The organism is Mycobacterium sp. 4858, from assembly GCF_900240975.1.
GTDB lineage: Bacteria > Actinomycetota > Actinomycetes > Mycobacteriales > Mycobacteriaceae > Mycobacterium.
Genome location: NZ_LT968776.1, coordinates 1,958,627 through 1,976,022 on the forward strand (window position 1 = coordinate 1,958,627; position 17,396 = coordinate 1,976,022).

A 17,396-nucleotide genomic window follows, 5' to 3' on the forward strand; every position below is an offset into this window, starting at 1 on the left:
CGGTTCGGCTTGCTCCTCGCGCGTTCCGCGCTCGTCTCGCGCCTCAGTGCTAGACGGTTCGGCTTGCTCCTCGCGCGTTCCGCGCTCGTCTCGCGCCTCAGTGCTAGACGGTTCGGCTTGTTCCTCGCGCGTTCCGCGCTCGTCTCGCGCCTCACTGGCCACCCCCGACGTCAGTCGGCACCGCCGGCCCACCCGCGTTGGGTGCGGGCGCCGCGACCGGCGCCGGCGTTGGGGCCACCGGGCCCGGGGCCACGCCGGGTCCCGGGGGCGGCGGCTGGATCGGCACCGGCGCGTTCAGGCCGATGGGCGGCACGATCGGGTTCTCGTCGTAGGCGTTCGGCGGTCCCGGCGGGGTCTGCAGGTTCGACTGGACCGGCGCGATGTTGGGGCCTCCCATGAGTTCGGCCAGCGAATCCGGCGTCATCAGGCCCGCGGTGATCGGCCCGACCTGCTGGCCCTGCATCCCCGGCGCCACGATCCAGCCGGGCTGGGTGTTGCGGTGCGACGTCGGGGTGTCCGGGACCCAGATGCCGGGCACGGTGGTGTCCTTGTATCCGTTCGGCGGGTGCAGCCGGTCCTCCGAATAGGCCACTTCCTTGGGCAGGGTCTCGGCGGTGCTGAACAGGTTGGCGCCGAACGGCAGGTAGTTGAACTTGATGGCGTCGAGGATCGGCGCCAGGTATTGCGCGCACAACTCCGCGGACTCCTGATAGCCGAGCCGGCTGCCCGCCTGGATCGAGCTGCAGATGAACTGCATCGGGTTGGCGAAGTTCGTGATCGCCGGGATGGCGACCACTGATCCGTGCGACGGGTGATAGATCTGGTTGATGTTCGCCGCCGCCGTCGGCAGGACGTGCAACGCGGTCTCCAGCCCGTTGAGCGGATCCGGCTGCAGGATCGTGTTCGTCACGGTCGCCAGGTTGTTGATGTCGTAGGTCAGCACCTCGCGGTTCTTGTCCAGGAACGGGCGCACCGTGGACAGCAGGCCGTCGAACTGCTCGATGGCGTTCGACAGGTCGCTGTCGTTGTGCGCGAGCCGCGTGGTGAACTCCGCCAGGTTCTGGTTCAGCGCGACGAACTGCTGGTCGTCCTTGTGCAGCGCGTTGACGAACAGCGCCAGGCTCTTCACCACGGCGAAGAAGTCACCGCGGCCCTCGTTGAGCGCGGTGAGCGCCTGCGACAGGTTGCTCAGCGTGGTGTTGAACTCCTTGCCCTTGCCGGCCAGCCCGTTGGCATAGGACTCGATGACCTCGCCGAATGGTCCCGTCGGCTGCTCCGGCGTGGGGCCCAGTTTGGAGATGATGTTGGTGATGCTGTTGCGCAACTGGTCCCATTCCACCGGGACCTGGGTGCGCTCCTCAGGGATCACCGCGTTGTCGGCCAGCACCGGGCCGCCCTTGTAGGGCGGCTCCAGCTGGATTGCCCGCGAGGCCACCAGTGTCGGGTTCAGGATCACCGCGTTGGCGTTCGCCGGCACCCGATACTTGTTCTCGTAGTGGAAGGTGACCTTCATCTTGTCGCCGGCCGGCTCGATCTTGTCGATCGCGCCCACCCGCATGCCCATGATCTGGACCTTGTCGCCCGGGTACAGCGCGTTGGCCGCCGGGAAATAGGCCACCACCGTGTTGTTGGTCAGCTTCTCGAAGAGCCGCCACCCGACGAACCCGACGACGATGGCCAGCACGATCACCAGCGAGCCGAGGATGACGGTCGCCCGGGTCAGTTTCGGTAGCCGGATGTTCCGGATGTCAAAGGCGGTGCTCAATTCTGGCTACCTCCCCCGGCTGCGCCGCTGCCTCCCGATCCGCCGGGGTTGATGAAGGGTGCCGGCAACTGTTCGCCGGGCCCGGGTGGTGCCGCCGGCCCCGGCGGGAGGCCGGGCGCGAACGTCGACGGCGGCGGCGTCGGTCCGGCCGGCGCCAGGTTCTCGGTGCGCGCACCCGGCGGCGCCTGGGCCGGCAACGGAACGGGCGTCCCCGGAACATCCGGCGGCGGGTCACCCGGCCGTCCGGCGATCGGGATGCCCGGCGTCGGTGGCAGACCGCCCGGGTTGGGCGGCGAGGTCATCACGTCGACCGGTGCCGGGAAGCCCGGGCCGCCGAACGGACCGATACCCCCACCTGCGCACGGCAGCGGATTCCATGGCCGCGGCAGGCCCTCGTCGCCGACGGTGACGTTGCCGCCCGGGTTGGCCGGGGTGTAGGAGCAGGGCGACCCCGGCGGGACGGCCGGCCCCGGATGCTCCGGCGTGCCCTCGAGCACCGGTGGCGCCGGCGGCGGTGCGCCGTTGGGGAACCGGGTGCCGTTGGGGTCGGGCCACCGGAACTCGGGCAGGCCGGCGCTACGCCAGAAGTTCTCCGGGTCGATGCCGCGCTTCTTGAACGCGGCGTCCACCCACGGCTGGATGATCTGGTACAGCGCGAGGTTGTGCAAGACCACCTTGAAGAACGGCCCCGACGCGATGGCCTCGTTCAGCGACGGCAGGAACTTGCCGACCTCGGTGAGCCCCGCGGCGACGTCGTCCTTGCGCTCCTTGAGGATGTCGCTGACCTGACGCAACTGCTCGAGCACGTGATTGAGGTTCGGGTTGTCGTTGATGAAGCCCTTGACCTGCTCGGAGAAGGCGGCGACGTTGGCCAGCAACGCGTTGATCGCCTGCCCGCGCTCGTTGAAGGCGGCCAGCAGCGTCTTGGTGTTGACCAGCAGCCGGTCCACCTGCTCGCTGCGGTCACCCAGCACGCTGGCCACCTGGTTGGCCTGGGCCAGCAGGTGCTTGACCTGCTCGTCGCGCTTGCCGATCGTGTCGGAGAACTTGGCCACCCCGTCGAGCGCCGCGCTCAAGTGGGGGTAGGTCTGGTCGATGGTCTGCGACAGCACGTGCAGCGATTCCTTGACCGTGTCGATGTTCCAGCCCTGCGCGGCCTTGGTGACGTCGAAGAACGCGTCGTAGATCTGGTAGGGCGTCGTGCTCTGCCCGATCGGCAACGAATTTCCTGGCCTCAGTTGCTGATTGCCCCGGTTCTCGACCTCGAGGATCTTCTTCCCCAGGATCGTGTCCGTCTTGATCGCCAGCCGGCTCTCGGTGCCGATGGACGCGGTCCCGAGGTTGAATTTGACCAGGATGTGGTCGTTTTCGATGCTGATGGCCTCGACCTTGCCGACGTCCACGCCGGCGATGCGCACCTTGTCGCCGACCCCGATGCCCCCGGTATCGGTGAACTGGCCGTAGTAGTGCGGCTTCGCCATCAGCATGGGCACGCTGGTGAAGCTCTGACCCACGCCGATGACGAGCAGGGTCACGATGATGCCCATCAGCCCGATGCGAACCCGGTTGGGCGGTTCCAGTGTTCTCATTGCGGCGTGCACCTACCCGTCGGCTGCTGGAATAGCCGGACCGTGCGGACCGGGCCGCCGCCCTGCAAACCGTTGATCTTGAGCGTGATGTCGCAGGCGTAGAAGTTCACGAAGTCGCCGTAGGAGCCGATGGCGCGTCCGATCATGTTCAAGGCGGTGGGCACCCTCTTGAGGTAGTCGTCGAGGCCGTCGCGCTGGTCGATGAGCGGCTGCTGGATCGCATCCAGGTAGTTGAGCGTCTTGTGCAGCAGCCCGCGGTCCTCGGCGAGCAGGTCGGCAACCGTACCGGCGGCGTTGCTGATGTGCGCGGTCCCGCCTGCCAACTGGTCGCCGTGATCCTTCAGCCCGGTGATGAGCACCTCGAGGTTGTTGACCGTCTGATCGAACTGCTGCCGGTGGCGGACCGTGGTGTCCAGCACGATGTTCAGGTTCTTGATGACCTCGCCGATGGCCTGGTCGCGCTCACCGAGCTGGTTGGTCAGCTGCGCGGTTTGGTCGAGGATGTCGTTGATGGTGCCGCCCTGTCCCTGGAACACCGTGATCAGGGACGTCGCGATGGTGTTCACCTTCTGCGGGTCCAGAGCGCGGAACAGCGGTTTGAAACCACCGATCAGGGCGTCCAGGTCCAGCGCAGGCGAGGTCCGCGACATCGGGATGAAGCCGCCCTTGGGCAGGATCTTGTCGGCGCCCTCGCCCTCGCCACGCTTGAGCTCGAGGTAGCGGTTACCGATCAGGTCGAGGTAGCGGATCTGCGCCGTCGTCGACTGGTACAGCGGCACCGAGCGGTCGACGTTGAACTTCACCCGCGCCCGCTTGCCGCCGTCGGCCAGCTCGACCGAGTCGACCTTGCCGATCTCCACCCCGGAGGCGCGGACGAACTGGCCCGCCCGCAGCCCGCTGGCGTTGGCGAACTCGGCCGAGTACGAGGTCGTGCGGTCAAAACGCATCTGACCGAACACGACGATGATCATCACAGTGAAGATCAGCAGCACCAACGAGAAGATGCTGAGCCTGACGATGGTTCCGGTGATTTTCATGGGTTGATCGTGTTATCCCCTACTTGGCGGCCCCAGACGTACTCGATGGCGTACGGGGAACCGGTGTCGAGGTGGTTGTACGGCGCGATGCTGTTGCCGCTGTCCATCACCAATTCGGGTGCGGGCCACAGGTCGTGGGTGATCTGCTGCCAGCAGCCGGGGGCGCCCCCCGGCCCGCCGCGCGCGTTCACCCGCGGCAGGTTCTCCGGGTAGGTGTACGGGTTGGGTGCACCGCCGACCACGCCGGCCAGCCCGCCGACCAGGCTGGCGAGGGTGGCCACCGCCGACACCGGGTTGGCCAGCAACCCCAGCCCGGACAGCGCCTCGGTGTGGGCGACCAGCGAGTAGCCGTTGCCGCCCAGGAACGAGGAGGCCTTGGGCTCGATGTCGTGGTAGTTGCGCAGCGTGCAGAAGATCTCGGGGCTGTAGGTGTCCAGCAGCTGGGCGCTGGGCACCAGGTCTTGGGCCCCGCGCGCCAGATACGGCCCGCCCCGATTGAAGATGTCGGCGCCGGTGTTGCCGAACCCGGCCGCCGACAACAACGCCTGGTCCAAATCCTTCTGCTGCGCATTGATCGTCCGCGAGGTGATCACCGCATTGTTCAAGAAGTCCAGCAGATCCGGCGCCGCGTTGGCGTAGGTGTCGCCCAGCCCGGCCAGCTGCTGGATGTCATGACGCGCCTGCGGCATCTGCGGATTGACGTCATCGAGGATCGCGTTCGCGTTGACCACCGACTGCCCGAACTTGTCACCCAGCCCGGTCAGCGCCTGCGCGGCCGCGCTCAGCGTCAGGTTCAACTTGACCGGATCCACCTTCTCCGCGATCGAGGTGACGGTCTGGAACAGCGTGTTGATCTCGGTGGTCACCGACCGCGCGTCGATCACCGTGTGCGGGCTGAGTTTTTGCGGCGACGGATTCTTCGGGGTGGTCAGCGACACATACTTGCCGCCGAACACCGTGGTCGCCTTGATATCGGCGTTCACGTTGGACGGAATCAGCGACAGGTACCGCGGATAGACCTCCAGGGTGAACTTGGCGGCCGGCTTGCCATCGCGCACCGTCTCGGCGATGTTGCCCACCCGGCCGATCTCCACCCCGTTGTAGGTGACCTTCGAACCCGGATCCATCACCAGCCCGGCCCGCGACGCCAACATCGTCAACTCGGTCTTGGGCGTGAAGTTCCCCCGGAACTGCCCGTAGACCAGGGCCAGCGCCACCAGGGCGATGATCAGCGCCGCGGCGCCGGCCAGCTTGTACGGCGGCTTCCGGGGGGCGTTGACCTTCACTGGCGATGTCATGGCGGCTACACCGTGAGCGCGAAGTTGGGGTTGACGCCGTAGAGCGCCAACGCGGCAGCCAGAACAACGACCTGCACCGACACCAGCGAGAAACGCATCGATCGGCCGACGGCCTCGCCGACGCCGACGGGCCCGCCGCCGGCGTTGTAGCCGTAGAAGCAGTGGGTGATCATCACGACCGCCGTGATGATGATGGCCTCGAGGAACGACCAGAACACGTCGTCGGGACGCAGGAACGTCCGGAAGTAGTGCTCATAGGTGCCGTTGGACTGCCCATAGAGCACCGTGGTGGTGATCTGCGGGGACAGGAAAGACATGATCATCGCGAGCGCGTAAAGCGGAATGATGACCACCAGACCGGCCATGATCCGGGTGGTCGCCAAGAACGAAATCGACTTGATGCCCATGACTTCCAGGGCGTCGATCTCTTCGCTGATACGCATGGCGCCCAACTCGGCCGTCGCGCCCGCGCCGACGGTGGCGGCCATCGCGATGCCGGTGACGACCGGGGCGGCGATGCGCACGTTGATCAACGCGGCGAAGAAGCCGGTGAACGCCTCGACGCCGATGTTGCCCAGCGAGGCGAAACCCTGGATGGCGACCAGGGAGCTACCTGACAGGGTGACGAAGCCGACGATCGCGACGGTGCCGCCGATGACGGCCATCGCGCCGGTGCCCATGCCGATCTGGGCGACCAGCCGCAGTGTCTCCTTGCGGTAGTTGCGCAGCGCGTGCGGGATGTGCCCGAGGGCCACCACCCCGAACCAGGCCATCTGGCCGATGTCGTCGAGGCCGCGCCCCGCGGCACCGCCGTAGCGGTTGAGGTTTTCGGCCGCCCGGGGGAAGCGGGAGCGTAATACGGCAGCGGTCGACATGTCAGTGGCCCGTTCCGAACCGCACGCCGATGGTCGTCAGCACCACGTTGACCGCATACAGCGCGACGACGCAGAGCACGACGGTCTCATTGACGGCGGTGCCCAGGCCCTTGGAGCCGCCGCGCACCGTCAGCCCGCGGTAGCAGCCGACCAGCCCGGCGATCAGACCGAAGATCGCTGCCTTGACCGTCGCGATGACCACCTCCGGCAGGCCGGTGATGGTGGTCAGGGTCGCCAGGTAGGCGCCACCCGAGACGTTTTGCAGATAGACGCCGAACAGGTAGCCGCCGACCAGGCCGACGGTGATCACCAGGCCGTTGAGCAAGGTGGCGACCAGCGTCGCGGCGATCACCCGGGGGACGACCAGCCGGTGGATGGGGTCGATGCCGAGCACCTCCATCGCGTCGATCTCCTCGCGGATGGTGCGCGCACCCAGATCCGCGCAGATCGCCGTCGAACCGGCGCCGGCCACCACCAGCACCGTGGTGAGCGGACCGAGCTGGGTGACGGCACCGATCGCCGCGCCCGCGCCCGAGAGGTCGGCGGCGCCGAACTGCGCCAGCAGCACGTTGAGCGTGAAGATCAACAGGACGGTCAGCGGGATCGACACCATGATGGTCGGCAGAAATGCCACCCGCATGATGAACCAGCACTGCAGGACGAACTCGCGCCACTGGAACGGCCAGCGGAACAGCGCCCGTCCGGTCAGCACGCACATCCGGAAAAACCCGCCGATGAGCGTCAGCGGTGTCTGCAGCTGGTCGCGCAGGTAACCCACCAAATAGGGGCCCTGCCGACTAGCCGACGTTGAAGTCACCGCTGCCCCCTCCAGCTGGTACCGCGCGCCTCCCGGCGCCACGGCGGGTCGTGTCGCACGCCTCGCCCCCTTGCCGCTTCGCGGTCGAGGGATGCCCCCGCCTCGCCCCAACCACCGTGTGTGACCATCGGCTCCCTACTGGCAAGTAGTAACGGAGACCACAGGAATGTACCCGATGGCCATGCACGTGTGAACTGCATCTGCACAATTAACCCTTCGTCAACAACGGGCAAACGTTACAGTTTCCGTCAGCTTTCCTCTCTGGCAGTGAAACCTTTTGTAGTGGAACGATTTTCGTCGATATTTGCGGACCCGTAACGAATCCGTAGCTCAGTCTTGAGGACCTTGCCGGCGGGGTTGCGCGGCAGCGCGTCCACGATCTCGAGCGCCTTGGGATGCTTGTACCGCGCCAGCCGCTCGGTCAGGAATTCCTCCAACTCGTCGAGCAGGAGCGAGTCGCCGGCGACGGCGGCCACCGCGATCGGCACCTCGCCCCACTTGTCGTGGGAACGCCCGATCACTGCGACTTCGACAATGTTCGGATGGCTGGCCAGCACGTTTTCCACCTCGGCGCAGTAGATGTTCTCGCCACCCGAGATGATCATGTCCTTCTTGCGGTCCACCACCCACACGTAGCCTTCGGAGTCCATCCGGACGAGGTCTCCGGAATGGAACCAGCCGCCGGCGAACGCCTCCGCGGTGGCCTGCGGGTTGTTCCAGTAGCCGCTCATCAAAGTTGGTGCGCGGTAAACGATTTCGCCGACCTCGCCGACCGGCACGTCATTCATGTTCTCGTCGACCACGCGGGCGGCCACGGTCGGGATCACCTTGCCGACCGATCCACGTTTGCGGATCGCGTCCTCGCCCAGCAGCATGCACGTGACCGGCGACATCTCGGTCTGGCCGAACGCGGCGAGGATCTGGGTTCCGGGGAATGTCGCTGACATCTCGCGCAGCAGCGCGTCGGGCGCCGGCGCGGCCCCCCACGACATCACCCGCAGCCTCAGGTCGCGCGGGCGCGCCTGCTGCTCGGCGCAGACGGCCTGCCACTGCGCGGGCACCAGGAAGAGCCCGGTGACCTTCTCCTCGGCCAGCACGTCGAGCAGCTGCCCCGGGTCGAACGCGCCGAGCGGGTAGATCACCGTCGGCGTGCCGAGCAGCATCCCGGTCAGCATGTTGCCGATGCCCGCGATGTGGAAGAACGGGACGCCGACGAACCCGACGTCGCTGTTGATGTCGGCGCCGTTGGTGTACAGCCCGGCCATCGTTTGGCCGGTCAGGTTGGTGTGGGTCAGCACGGCGCCCTTCGGGCGGCCCGTGGTGCCCGAGGTGTACATGATCAGCGCCGGCGAATCGTTCGGGATGTCGACGGGCCGGTGCGAGGGCCCGGGCTCGTCGATCAGGTCGTCGTAGCCCAGCACGCTGCCGTCGGTCGGGCCGCCGGCCACGACGATCGTGCCCAGCAGGGGCTCGACGTCGCGGACCCCGGTGGCCACCGGGGCGAGCACCGACTCGGTGATCATGACGCGCGCCTGGCAATCCTGAACCAGGAAGGCGATCTCGGCGGCGGTGAGCCGGAAGTTCAGGGGGACGGCGATGGCGCCGAGCATGTTGGCCGCCAGCACCGACTCGACGAATTCGGTGCGGTTGAGCATCAGGACCATGACGCGATCGCCGAAGCCGACTCCCCGACGGCTCAACGCATCGGCCAGCGCCGCCACCCGGTCCCGCAGTTCCCCCCACGTGACGGTTTTCCCGAGGAACCGCAACGCCGTCGCGCCGGGCTGCATCAGGGCGTGCCGCTCGAGCTGGGTCACCCAGTTCTGTCGCCTGGCCAGATACGGCTGTTCGGTTCCCTGTGCCAAATGGCTCGCCAATTGCGCGGTCAAGTCAACCCTTCCCCTTCACTCGCGCACCGCTTGCGCCAGGTTGATATTTGATAAAACATGGTGTTGTCTGGGTCACATTATGGCCTTAAGGCCCTGCTGACAAGCCCCGACAAAAGTTTCAGACCGACCTCCACGAAGCCCCGAAAGCCCTGGCAGCCCCCGTGAACGCACCGATATCCACGCGACTGAGGAGCCGACGGCCACTGCGCCGGGCCCAGTTGTCCGACGAGGTCGCGGGACACCTGCGGGCGGCGATCATGTCCGGGACCCTGCGGCCGGGCACCTTCATCCGCCTGGACGAGACCGCGGCCGAGCTCGGCGTCAGCGTCACGCCGGTGCGCGAGGCCCTGCTGAAGCTGCGCGGCGAGGGCATGGTGCAACTCGAACCGCACCGCGGTCACGTCGTGCTTCCTCTGACGCGCCAGGACATCGAGGACATCTTCTGGTTGCAGGCCACCATCGCCAGGGAGCTGGCGGCCGCCGCCACCGACCACATCACCGACGCCGAGATCGGCGAGCTCGAGCGCATCAACGAGTCCCTCGCCGCGGCCGTCGGGTCAAGCGACGCCGAGACCATCGCGGGCATCGAGTTCGCGTTCCATCGGGTCTTCAATCAGGCGAGCGGCCGGATCAAGCTGGCCTGGTTCCTGCTCAACGCCGCGCGCTACATGCCGGTGCTGGTGTATGCGGCCGATCAGCAGTGGGGTGCGGCCGCCGTCGAGAATCACCGGCAGCTCATCGCCGCGCTGCGGCGGCGGGACGCCGCGGCGGTGATCGAGCACACCGTCTGGCAGTTCACCGACGCGGCGGCCCGGCTGACCGAGATGCGGGACCGCACCGGCCCCTAGCGATCGCGAGCGCGGCCGAAGCGGGTCGCCGCCATCGGACCTAGCCCGCGGTCAGCTGCTCGGCGCGCTGCTTGAGCTTCTCGGCGAGGTGGTCCAAAACGTTGTTGAGCAGCTGCTTGACCATCGGCGCGGGCACCGGCATCGAGGTCTCGACGTCCAGGTCCACGGTCAGCAGGCTCGAGTCGCCCAGCTCCACCACGCTGAACAGCTGCTCCTGTTTGGTGAAGAGGTCCCCCTGCTGCAGCACGGTCTGGATCTGGTTCTCCCCCGGGTAGTAGACGGCCTGGATGAACATGCCCTGCATGCCTTGGTAGTCGGTGTCGAGCCGCAGCTGGCTGGGGCGCCCGTCGTCGTAGCGGGCGAGCACCCACAGGCCCTTGATCTCCTCGTTCCACTGCGGGTAGGCCTCGAAGTCGGCGACGATCGCCATGATCCTGGTGGCGTCGGCGCGGACCTCGACGGTCTTGCTCATAACTGGCATTGGCGAAGCATAGCCGGGGCGCGAAAGAGCCGCTGCGACGGGCGATCTCGGCCTACCGGTCGACGACCGCCGTCGACAGCAAGGTGCGGACGGCATCGGGAATCGACACCGGCTTGCGGCTGACCCGGTCGACGTAGACGTGCACCCAGTGGCCCAGCGCGGTGATCGGCTGCGCCCGCTCGCCCCGGGCCGCCCGGAACACGCCGAGGCGGTAGGTGACGCTGCTGCGGCCCAGCCGGGTCACCGCCACGCCCACGGCGAGGCTTTCGGGGAAATGCAGCTCCGAGAAGTACCGGCAGCCGGATTCGGCGACGATGCCCAGTGCCGGCGTGGTGAGCGGGTCCAGCCCGGTGCCGGTGTTGATCCACGCATTGATCGCGGTGTCGAACAACTGGTAGTACACGGCGTTATTGAGGTGGCCGAACATGTCGTTGTCGGCCCACCGGGTACCCACCGGCCAGCGCACCGGGAAGTCGTCGCTGGTAAGCCCGTCGGGCGGGGTCGGGACCGCGGGAGCTGAAGTCATGGTCTACCAGTACCGCATCGCCTGCCGGAACAGCTCCGCCAGAACCGGTTTGCTCATCTCCCTCGGGGCGTTCTGCAGGAGGCGCTGCTGAGGGTGGGCGCCCTCGGTCAGCGCCACCACGTCGTCTTCGGTGTAACCCACCCCGCCAAGGCCGTTGGGCATGCCGACCGCCCGCATGATGCGGATGAGTTCGGCGGCGAGCACCTCGCCCGCATCCTCGGGGCCGGCACCGCGGGTGTCGCCGCCGAGCAGCCTGGCACCCTCGAGGTGCCGCTCCGGGCTGACTTCGGCGGTGAAGCGGAACGACGACGGCGCATTGAGGATGACTGCCATGCCGTGCGGCACGAGCGGCTCGTCGCCCGGGTAGCCCGTCGGACGGAAGCCCTGCACCAGCCCCGCCACCGCATAGGCCATCCCGTGCGGCGCGTGGACGCCCGCGTTGCCGAACGCGATGCCCGCAAGCGTTGCGGCCCACATCATCTGCTCGCGTGCCTCACTGTCGGCGGGGTCGTCTACCGCACGCTCCAAGAACCGCCCCAGCACGCCCAACGCCTCGCGGCAACCGAGATCGCTCCAGGGATTGGCGCCCTGGCTCATGGGCCGCAGGCTGGGCCGCTCGGGTGCGGGACGCCGGACGTAGGGTCGCGCGGTGTAGGACTCCAACGCGTGAGACAGCACGTCCAGGCCCGCCGAGGCGACGACCTCGGCCGGCAGGCTCGCCGTGCAGTCGGGGTCGACGAGCGCCTGCGTGGGACGCAACGCGGGAGAGGCGATGCCGGTCTTCGCCGAGAGCGACACCAGATCGAATATCGCGATGCCGGTCACCTCGCTGCCGGTGCCGGCCGTGGTGGGGCACGCGATGTGCGGCCTGAGCGGACCCGGGACGGGTTTGCCGTCACCGACGGGCGCGTTGACGTAGGTCAGGAAGTCGGCGGGATAGGTCGCATACAGATTGGCGGCCTTGCACGTGTCGATCACCGAGCCGCCGCCCAGCGACACGTAGCCGTCCGGCTCGAGCTCTCGGGCGAAATCCGCCGCGTCCCGGAAGGACGCGTCGGTGGGCTCGACGTGGACGTCGGTGTAGGTGACCACGTCCAGTCCGGCGGCGGCGAGCGAGTCGCGCGTCTTGGCGAAGACCGGCAGCGCGGCCACACCGGCGTCGGAGAACAGCGCCACCCGCCGCACTCCGTGCGCGGCGGCGCGGTCACCCACCTCCGCGAGGCAGCCGCGCCCGAACGTCACCCGTGACGCGTCGACGGTGAAGGCCCCGTCGCAGCCTGCTGAGGGAGTCGGGTAATCACAGCACGCCATCCGGCCATTATCTCGGGTGCAGCGGCGCGACGGGTTCCACCACCTCATCCGGGAGGCGGTGAGCTTCGATGTAGTCCCAGCGGATGTCGTAGCCGAGCCCGGGCGCCGACGGTATCTCGACGAATCCGTCCGACGTGAGCGGGTCGCACGGCGCCTTGAGGTACGGAGGCGCGGTGTCGTAGCGGGCCCCCGGCCCGAGCAGGCCGCGCTCGTAGTATTGGCAGACGTCTTCGCTGGTGGCGCCGAGGACCGCCAGGTTGCCGAAGCCGCTCATGTGTAGTTCGCACCGCATGCCGACGGCCTCGCACATTCCGGCCAGCTTCATCACGCCGGTGATTCCACCGCGCAGGACGTCGATGCGGCTGATGTCGGAGGCGCCGCGCAGGATCCAGTCGGCCCGGGTGTAGATGCCGCCCTCGGCGATCTCGGGAGAGCAGATCGGGATGTCGAGTTCGTCGCCCAGCCGCCGGTAGGCCTCGACGCGGTATTCCGGCATCGGGTGCTCGTACCAGTAGAAGCCCAGCCGCTCGAGTTCGCGGCCGACGCGCAGCGCGTCCTCATAGGTGTGGTAGGTGCCCCAGGGGTCGAACATCAGCACCATCTCGTCGCCCACCGCGGCGCGGACCTCGCGGCACACCCGGATGTCCCAGTCCACATAGGAGGGCCGCGGCAGGGCGGGCTCGCCCGTCGCGGGGTTCCAGTAGTGGTAGGGGTGAATCTTGTAGGCGGCGTAGCCCTGCCGCTTGCATTCGACGGCGTGGGCGGCGTATGCGTCGGGAGATCCGAGGTTGTTGAAGCTGCTGGCGTAGGCCTTGACCCGGTCCCGAGCACCGCCCAGCAATTTGTGCACCGGCAGCCCGGCCACCCGGCCGGCCAGGTCCCACAGCGTGAGATCGATGACGCTGCAAACGTTTTCGGGCAGTTTCGCCGCCCACAGTTGCCGCCAGATCTCCGCGCGGTCGAACGGGTCATGGCCGGCCAGCAGCGGGCTCAGAAATTGGGTGATGATCGCCTGATCCCCGGGCAGCAGGCCGTCCTGGTCGCCATGGAAGTGGCCGCCGAAGTAGTAGCCCTCGATCCCCTCGTCGGTCAGCACCTTGGTCACGGTCTGCACCACGCGGTAGTCGGTCATCAGCTGGCCGAACGAGATTCGATCGACGAACGACTCGAACGGCACGACCTCGAGGCCGGTGATCTTCATGGCAACACATTCTGCCGAGGGCCCGCGCGCTCAGAGTAGGGGCGAAGGTCCCGCGCCGAGGATCGCCATTGTGGGGGCCGTCACCGGATCTGCACGCATTGGCCGCCGTCGACCACCAGTTCCGAGCCGGTGATGAACGACGCTTGCTCGGAGACCAGGAACGCCACGGCGTCGGCGATCTCGCTCGGCCGGCCGATGCGCCCGAACGCCGACGACGCGGCGAGCCGCAGTTGAGTGGCGTCGTCGAGCATCGGGGTCGCGACCGGCCCGGGGAACAGGGCGTTGACCCGGATGCCCAGCGGCGCCAGTTCCGCGGCCGCGTTCTGGGTCAGGCCGCGCAGGGCCCACTTCGCCGAACCGTAGGCGGCGTGGTGCGGGAACGGGCGGATGGCCCCGGTGCTGCAGATGTTGACGATCGCGGCGTGCTGCGCGGCGCGCAGGTGATTCAGGGCCGCGTGGATACCCAGGAAGGCCCCGAAACAGTTGACCCGCCAGGAACTCTCGAAGCCCTCCGCGGTCTCGTCGGCCAGCGATGCCCGGTGCAGCACGCCGGCGCCGTTGACCAGCGTGGTCAGCGCCCCGAAGCGGTCGATCACGGTGTCGACGGCCGACTGCCACCCTGACTCCGAGGTGACGTCGAGCTCGACCGCGATCACCTCTTCGTCGCCCAATTCGTCGACCGCGGCGGCAAGTTCGTGCGCGCGCCGATCGCAGGCGGCCACCGAATAGCCTTCGGCGCGTAGGCGTTTGGCGATGGCCCAGCCCTGGCCGCCGGCCGCGCCGGTCACCAGTGCGACGCGTCGATCGGCGCTCATGGTTCCGTCGCCTCTCGCAGGTGCTCGGCGGCCCCGCGCCGCAGCGCGTGCGATTCGGCGGTCAGGGTGATCATGGAAAACCCCAGCTTCGCCATGGCGCGCCCCGTAGTGCCGTTCCCGGCGTGAATGCCGGTCACCAGCCCGGCCTCGTTGGCGGCCCGCTGGATTCGCACGATGGCATCCAGGACGGCAGGATCTCTGGTCGCGCCGTCCACGCCCACACCCAGCGAGAGGGCCAGGTCCGCGGGCCCGACGTAGAGCCCGGCGAGCCCGTCGACGGCGCAGATCTGGTCGAGGCCGGACAGCGCCGCGGTCGTCTCGATCATCGCGAACACGCTGACCCGCGACTCGAGCGCGGCGGTGTCGCGGCCCAGGCCGGCGCGCAGCGGACCGAAGCTGCGGATGCCCGTGGGTTGGTAGCGGGTGGCGGCCACCGCCGCGGCGGCCTGGTCCGCCGACTCGATCATGGCGATGACGACGGCGTCGGCTCCGGCGTCGAGCACGCGCCCGATCGGCGCGGCGTCGGCGTTGGGCAACCGCACCACGGTGCCGATGGGCAGGTGTTCGGTTTGGCGCAGCATGCCGGCGATGTCGGCGTCGTCGAGGTAGCCGTGCTGGGCGTCGAAACCCACGTAATCGTAACCGGCGCGCGCGAATTCCTCGGGGCCGAGCAGTGTGGGCCCGGTGATCCAGCCGCCCCAGATCGGGGTGGCCCGGTTCAGCGCCCGCCGCAAAGCGCTCCGCGAGTCGTCGGTCATTGCGCGATCGCGATCTTGACGCGCTCGGGGACCGGGCGGCAGGCCAACTCGAAGGCGGCCTGGACGTCGTCGACGCCGAACGTGTGCGTCAGGTAGGTGGCGAGCAGTTCGGGATGTTCGGCGACGAACTTCCCCGCGAACTCCAGCATCCGCCGGCGGTCCAGTGTGACACCGGATTTCAGCGTCAGGTTGTTGCGCAGCATGGTGCGCATGCTGATCGGATAGGCGTCGTCGTCGGCGACGCCGAAATAGAAGACCGTGCCGCCGGGCGCGGCGGCCGCGAGGGCGTGGCCCAGCGTGGCCACTTGGTGACCGACGGCCTCGATGACGACGTCGGCCCGGTCGGAGGCCGCGAGCTGACTCACCCAGCGGTCGCTGGTGGCGCGTACCGCGTCGTCGACGCCGAATGCCGCTGCCAGACTTGACCGGTCGACGGGGTCGACGCCGGTGACGCGACGCGCGCCGGCCGCCTTGGCGACACAGGAGAACAGCAGGCCGATGGAGCCCTGGCCGATGATCGCGACGTGTTTGCCGGCGAGGTCCGGCAGTTGCTCGAGGGCGTACAGGACGCATGCCAGCGGTTGCAGGCCGACTGCCTGCGCCGGGGTCAGCGCCGGGTCGTAGGGCGCCAGCCCGTCGCCGTCACTGATCACGCGTTCCATCATGCCGTCGAACCCGGAAGCCCAGCCCACCACGCGGTCACCGGGACGGTGGTCGGCGTGCCGGCTGGCGATCACCTCGCCGGCGACCTCATGGATCGGGAAGCCGTCCTTCTCGGCCGCGTTGGCGCCGTCATCGCCCGGAAGCCGGCCGCGGGCGCCGTGGAAGGCCGGCAGGTCGCTGCCGCAGACGCCGGCCGCCGTGAATCGCAGCAGCACCTCGCCGTCGGCGAGGCACTCGGGTGTCTTCTCGGGAATCGTTGTCCGCTCGAACATGTAGGGGGCGACGATCCGGTAGGACCACACGTCAGACCTCCACCGGGATGGTGTTCCATCCCCATTGGAAGCTGGAGGGGAGCCGCCGGGCGGCGTCGGACTGGATCGCGAAATCGGGCACCCTGCGCAGCCACTCCTGCAGCAGCACAGCGACTTCCAGCCGGGCCAGGTGGTAGCCGATGCAGAAGTGTTGGCCGCGGCCGAACGCAAGCGAGCGACGGATGGGCCTGTCCCAGAGGAATTCGTCGGGTTCGGGGTACTCGCGTTCGTCGCGGTTGGCCGAGGCGAGCAGCGTGATGACACGCTGCCCCGGCCGGATGGTCTCGCCGTGAATGGTGAACGGCTTGCGCGCGGTTCGGGCGAACCACTGCGCCGGCGCGCAGAACCGGATCATCTCCTCGCGCGCGGTCGGCACGGTGTTCTCGGGGTCGGCGCGGACCGCGGCCATCTGGTCGGGCCGGCGGCCGAGCTCCCACAGCCCGTGCGCGACGATCTTGGGTACCGTCTCGGTGCCGCCGATGAAGATGCACAGCATCTGGGTGGCGACCTCGACGTCGTCGAGCGGACTGCCGTCGGGCAGACGGTAAGCGAGCAGGCCGTCCACGACGGCCAGCGGCCGCCCGGAGGGGTCCGCGCGGCGGCGCCGGACCGCCGGGAGCAGGTATTCGAAATAGTTGGGCCGCGCCTCGGCGGTGTCCACCCCGACGCCGGGCTCGGCGAGGCTGCCGGCGTTGACCGCGGCCAGCACCTGTGGCGCGAAATCGACTGGTATGCCGAGAAGTTCGCATACCACGGACGCCACCACGATGCCGCCGTAATCCTGCGTCAGGTCGAACGAACCGCGGGGCAGTAACTCGTCGAGGCGCTCGTTGGCCAGCTCGCGGATCCGGGCCTCCAAGCCGGTGACGGCCCTGGGGCGCAGCGGCTGGGAGTGCGCGCGCCGGATCTCCGCGTACAGGTCCGTGTCGAACACGGCGTGGAACGGCAGCGGGTGCAGCGGCGGGTCGGCGACCGGTCCGGTGTTGTGCTTGGCCAGGACGGATGCGGCCGGCAGGGTCCCTTCCGACGCGACGAACGTCCCGTCGTTGACCTCCAGCACCTGCCAGATGTCCTCGAAGCGGGACAGCGCGAAGGTGTCCCACTGGGGCATGTAGTAGACGGGATACTCGTCGCGCAGGATCCGGTAGTACGGCAGCGGATCGGCCATCACCTGCGCGTCGAAGGGGTCGTAGGCGAAGTTCACGGCCTCTT

At 68.3% G+C, this 17,396-nt stretch carries 16 protein-coding genes; 1 reads left to right on the forward strand and 15 read right to left on the reverse strand.

Translation table 11 applies throughout. The features are described 5' to 3' along the window. Nucleotides 1-151: 151 nt before the first annotated feature. From C1737_RS17715 to fadD5, 7 genes are all read right to left on the reverse strand, one after another. The gene (locus C1737_RS17715) at nt 152-1,765 is read right to left on the reverse strand and encodes a virulence factor Mce family protein (RefSeq protein WP_102419048.1); all 1,614 of its coding nucleotides are present in this window, start codon (nt 1,763-1,765) and stop codon (nt 152-154) included. Then, nucleotides 1,762-3,354: a virulence factor Mce family protein gene (locus tag C1737_RS17720; protein ID WP_102419049.1), complete on the reverse strand. Its 1,593-nt coding sequence runs from the start codon at nt 3,352-3,354 to the stop codon at nt 1,762-1,764. The genes C1737_RS17715 and C1737_RS17720 overlap by 4 nt, the downstream gene beginning before the upstream one ends. Further along, nucleotides 3,351-4,391: a virulence factor Mce family protein gene (locus C1737_RS17725; protein WP_067918818.1), complete on the reverse strand. Its 1,041-nt coding sequence runs from the start codon at nt 4,389-4,391 to the stop codon at nt 3,351-3,353. The genes C1737_RS17720 and C1737_RS17725 overlap by 4 nt, the downstream gene beginning before the upstream one ends. Then, on the reverse strand, nt 4,388-5,689 hold the full coding sequence (locus C1737_RS17730) for an MCE family protein (RefSeq protein WP_102419050.1): 1,302 nt from the start codon (nt 5,687-5,689) through the stop codon (nt 4,388-4,390). The genes C1737_RS17725 and C1737_RS17730 overlap by 4 nt, the downstream gene beginning before the upstream one ends. 5 nt (nt 5,690-5,694) lie before the next feature. Beyond that, nucleotides 5,695-6,564, reverse strand: coding sequence for an ABC transporter permease (locus C1737_RS17735; protein ID WP_067922669.1), 870 nt, complete (start codon nt 6,562-6,564; stop codon nt 5,695-5,697). A 1-nt stretch (nt 6,565) separates the two neighbouring features. Further along, complete coding sequence (locus C1737_RS17740; protein WP_067922748.1) at nt 6,566-7,381, reverse strand: ABC transporter permease; 816 nt, start codon at nt 7,379-7,381, stop codon at nt 6,566-6,568. A 248-nt stretch (nt 7,382-7,629) separates the two neighbouring features. Further along, nucleotides 7,630-9,270, reverse strand: coding sequence for a fatty-acid--CoA ligase FadD5 (gene fadD5 / locus C1737_RS17745; protein ID WP_068095124.1), 1,641 nt, complete (start codon nt 9,268-9,270; stop codon nt 7,630-7,632). Nucleotides 9,271-9,431: 161 nt separating this feature from the next. Between fadD5 and C1737_RS17750 the strand changes: the two genes are divergently transcribed. Beyond that, nucleotides 9,432-10,118 (forward strand): GntR family transcriptional regulator, encoded by a 687-nt coding sequence (locus C1737_RS17750; protein WP_082972876.1) that lies wholly within the window; start codon nt 9,432-9,434, stop codon nt 10,116-10,118. 40 nt (nt 10,119-10,158) lie between these two features. Here C1737_RS17750 and C1737_RS17755 read toward each other — a convergent pair whose 3' ends face one another. The 8 genes from C1737_RS17755 to C1737_RS17790 form a co-directional block, all read right to left on the reverse strand. Further along, nucleotides 10,159-10,599, reverse strand: a complete 441-nt coding sequence (locus C1737_RS17755; protein ID WP_067922674.1) for an SRPBCC family protein — start codon at nt 10,597-10,599, stop codon at nt 10,159-10,161. Nucleotides 10,600-10,651: 52 nt separating this feature from the next. After that, on the reverse strand, nt 10,652-11,125 hold the full coding sequence (locus C1737_RS17760) for a thioesterase family protein (protein WP_102419052.1): 474 nt from the start codon (nt 11,123-11,125) through the stop codon (nt 10,652-10,654). Between the two features lie 3 nt (nt 11,126-11,128). Next, nucleotides 11,129-12,436 carry a hydroxyacid-oxoacid transhydrogenase gene (locus tag C1737_RS17765; protein WP_102419053.1) on the reverse strand — a complete coding sequence of 436 codons (1,308 nt, stop codon included), beginning with the start codon at nt 12,434-12,436 and terminating at the stop codon, nt 11,129-11,131. A 7-nt stretch (nt 12,437-12,443) separates the two neighbouring features. After that, on the reverse strand, nt 12,444-13,637 hold the full coding sequence (locus tag C1737_RS17770) for an enolase C-terminal domain-like protein (RefSeq protein ID WP_102419054.1): 1,194 nt from the start codon (nt 13,635-13,637) through the stop codon (nt 12,444-12,446). 80 nt (nt 13,638-13,717) lie between these two features. After that, nucleotides 13,718-14,452, reverse strand: coding sequence for an SDR family NAD(P)-dependent oxidoreductase (locus tag C1737_RS17775; RefSeq protein ID WP_102419055.1), 735 nt, complete (start codon nt 14,450-14,452; stop codon nt 13,718-13,720). After that, a complete protein-coding gene (locus C1737_RS17780; protein WP_102419056.1) occupies nt 14,449-15,210 on the reverse strand; it encodes an HpcH/HpaI aldolase/citrate lyase family protein in 762 nt (253 codons plus the stop codon). The genes C1737_RS17775 and C1737_RS17780 overlap by 4 nt, the downstream gene beginning before the upstream one ends. Next, nucleotides 15,207-16,175, reverse strand: coding sequence for a zinc-binding dehydrogenase (locus C1737_RS17785; RefSeq protein WP_102419057.1), 969 nt, complete (start codon nt 16,173-16,175; stop codon nt 15,207-15,209). Before C1737_RS17785 ends, C1737_RS17780 begins: the two co-directional genes overlap by 4 nt. Before the next feature lies 1 nt (nt 16,176). Then, the gene (locus tag C1737_RS17790) at nt 16,177-17,388 is read right to left on the reverse strand and encodes a cytochrome P450 (RefSeq protein ID WP_102420003.1); all 1,212 of its coding nucleotides are present in this window, start codon (nt 17,386-17,388) and stop codon (nt 16,177-16,179) included. Nucleotides 17,389-17,396 lie beyond the last annotated feature (8 nt).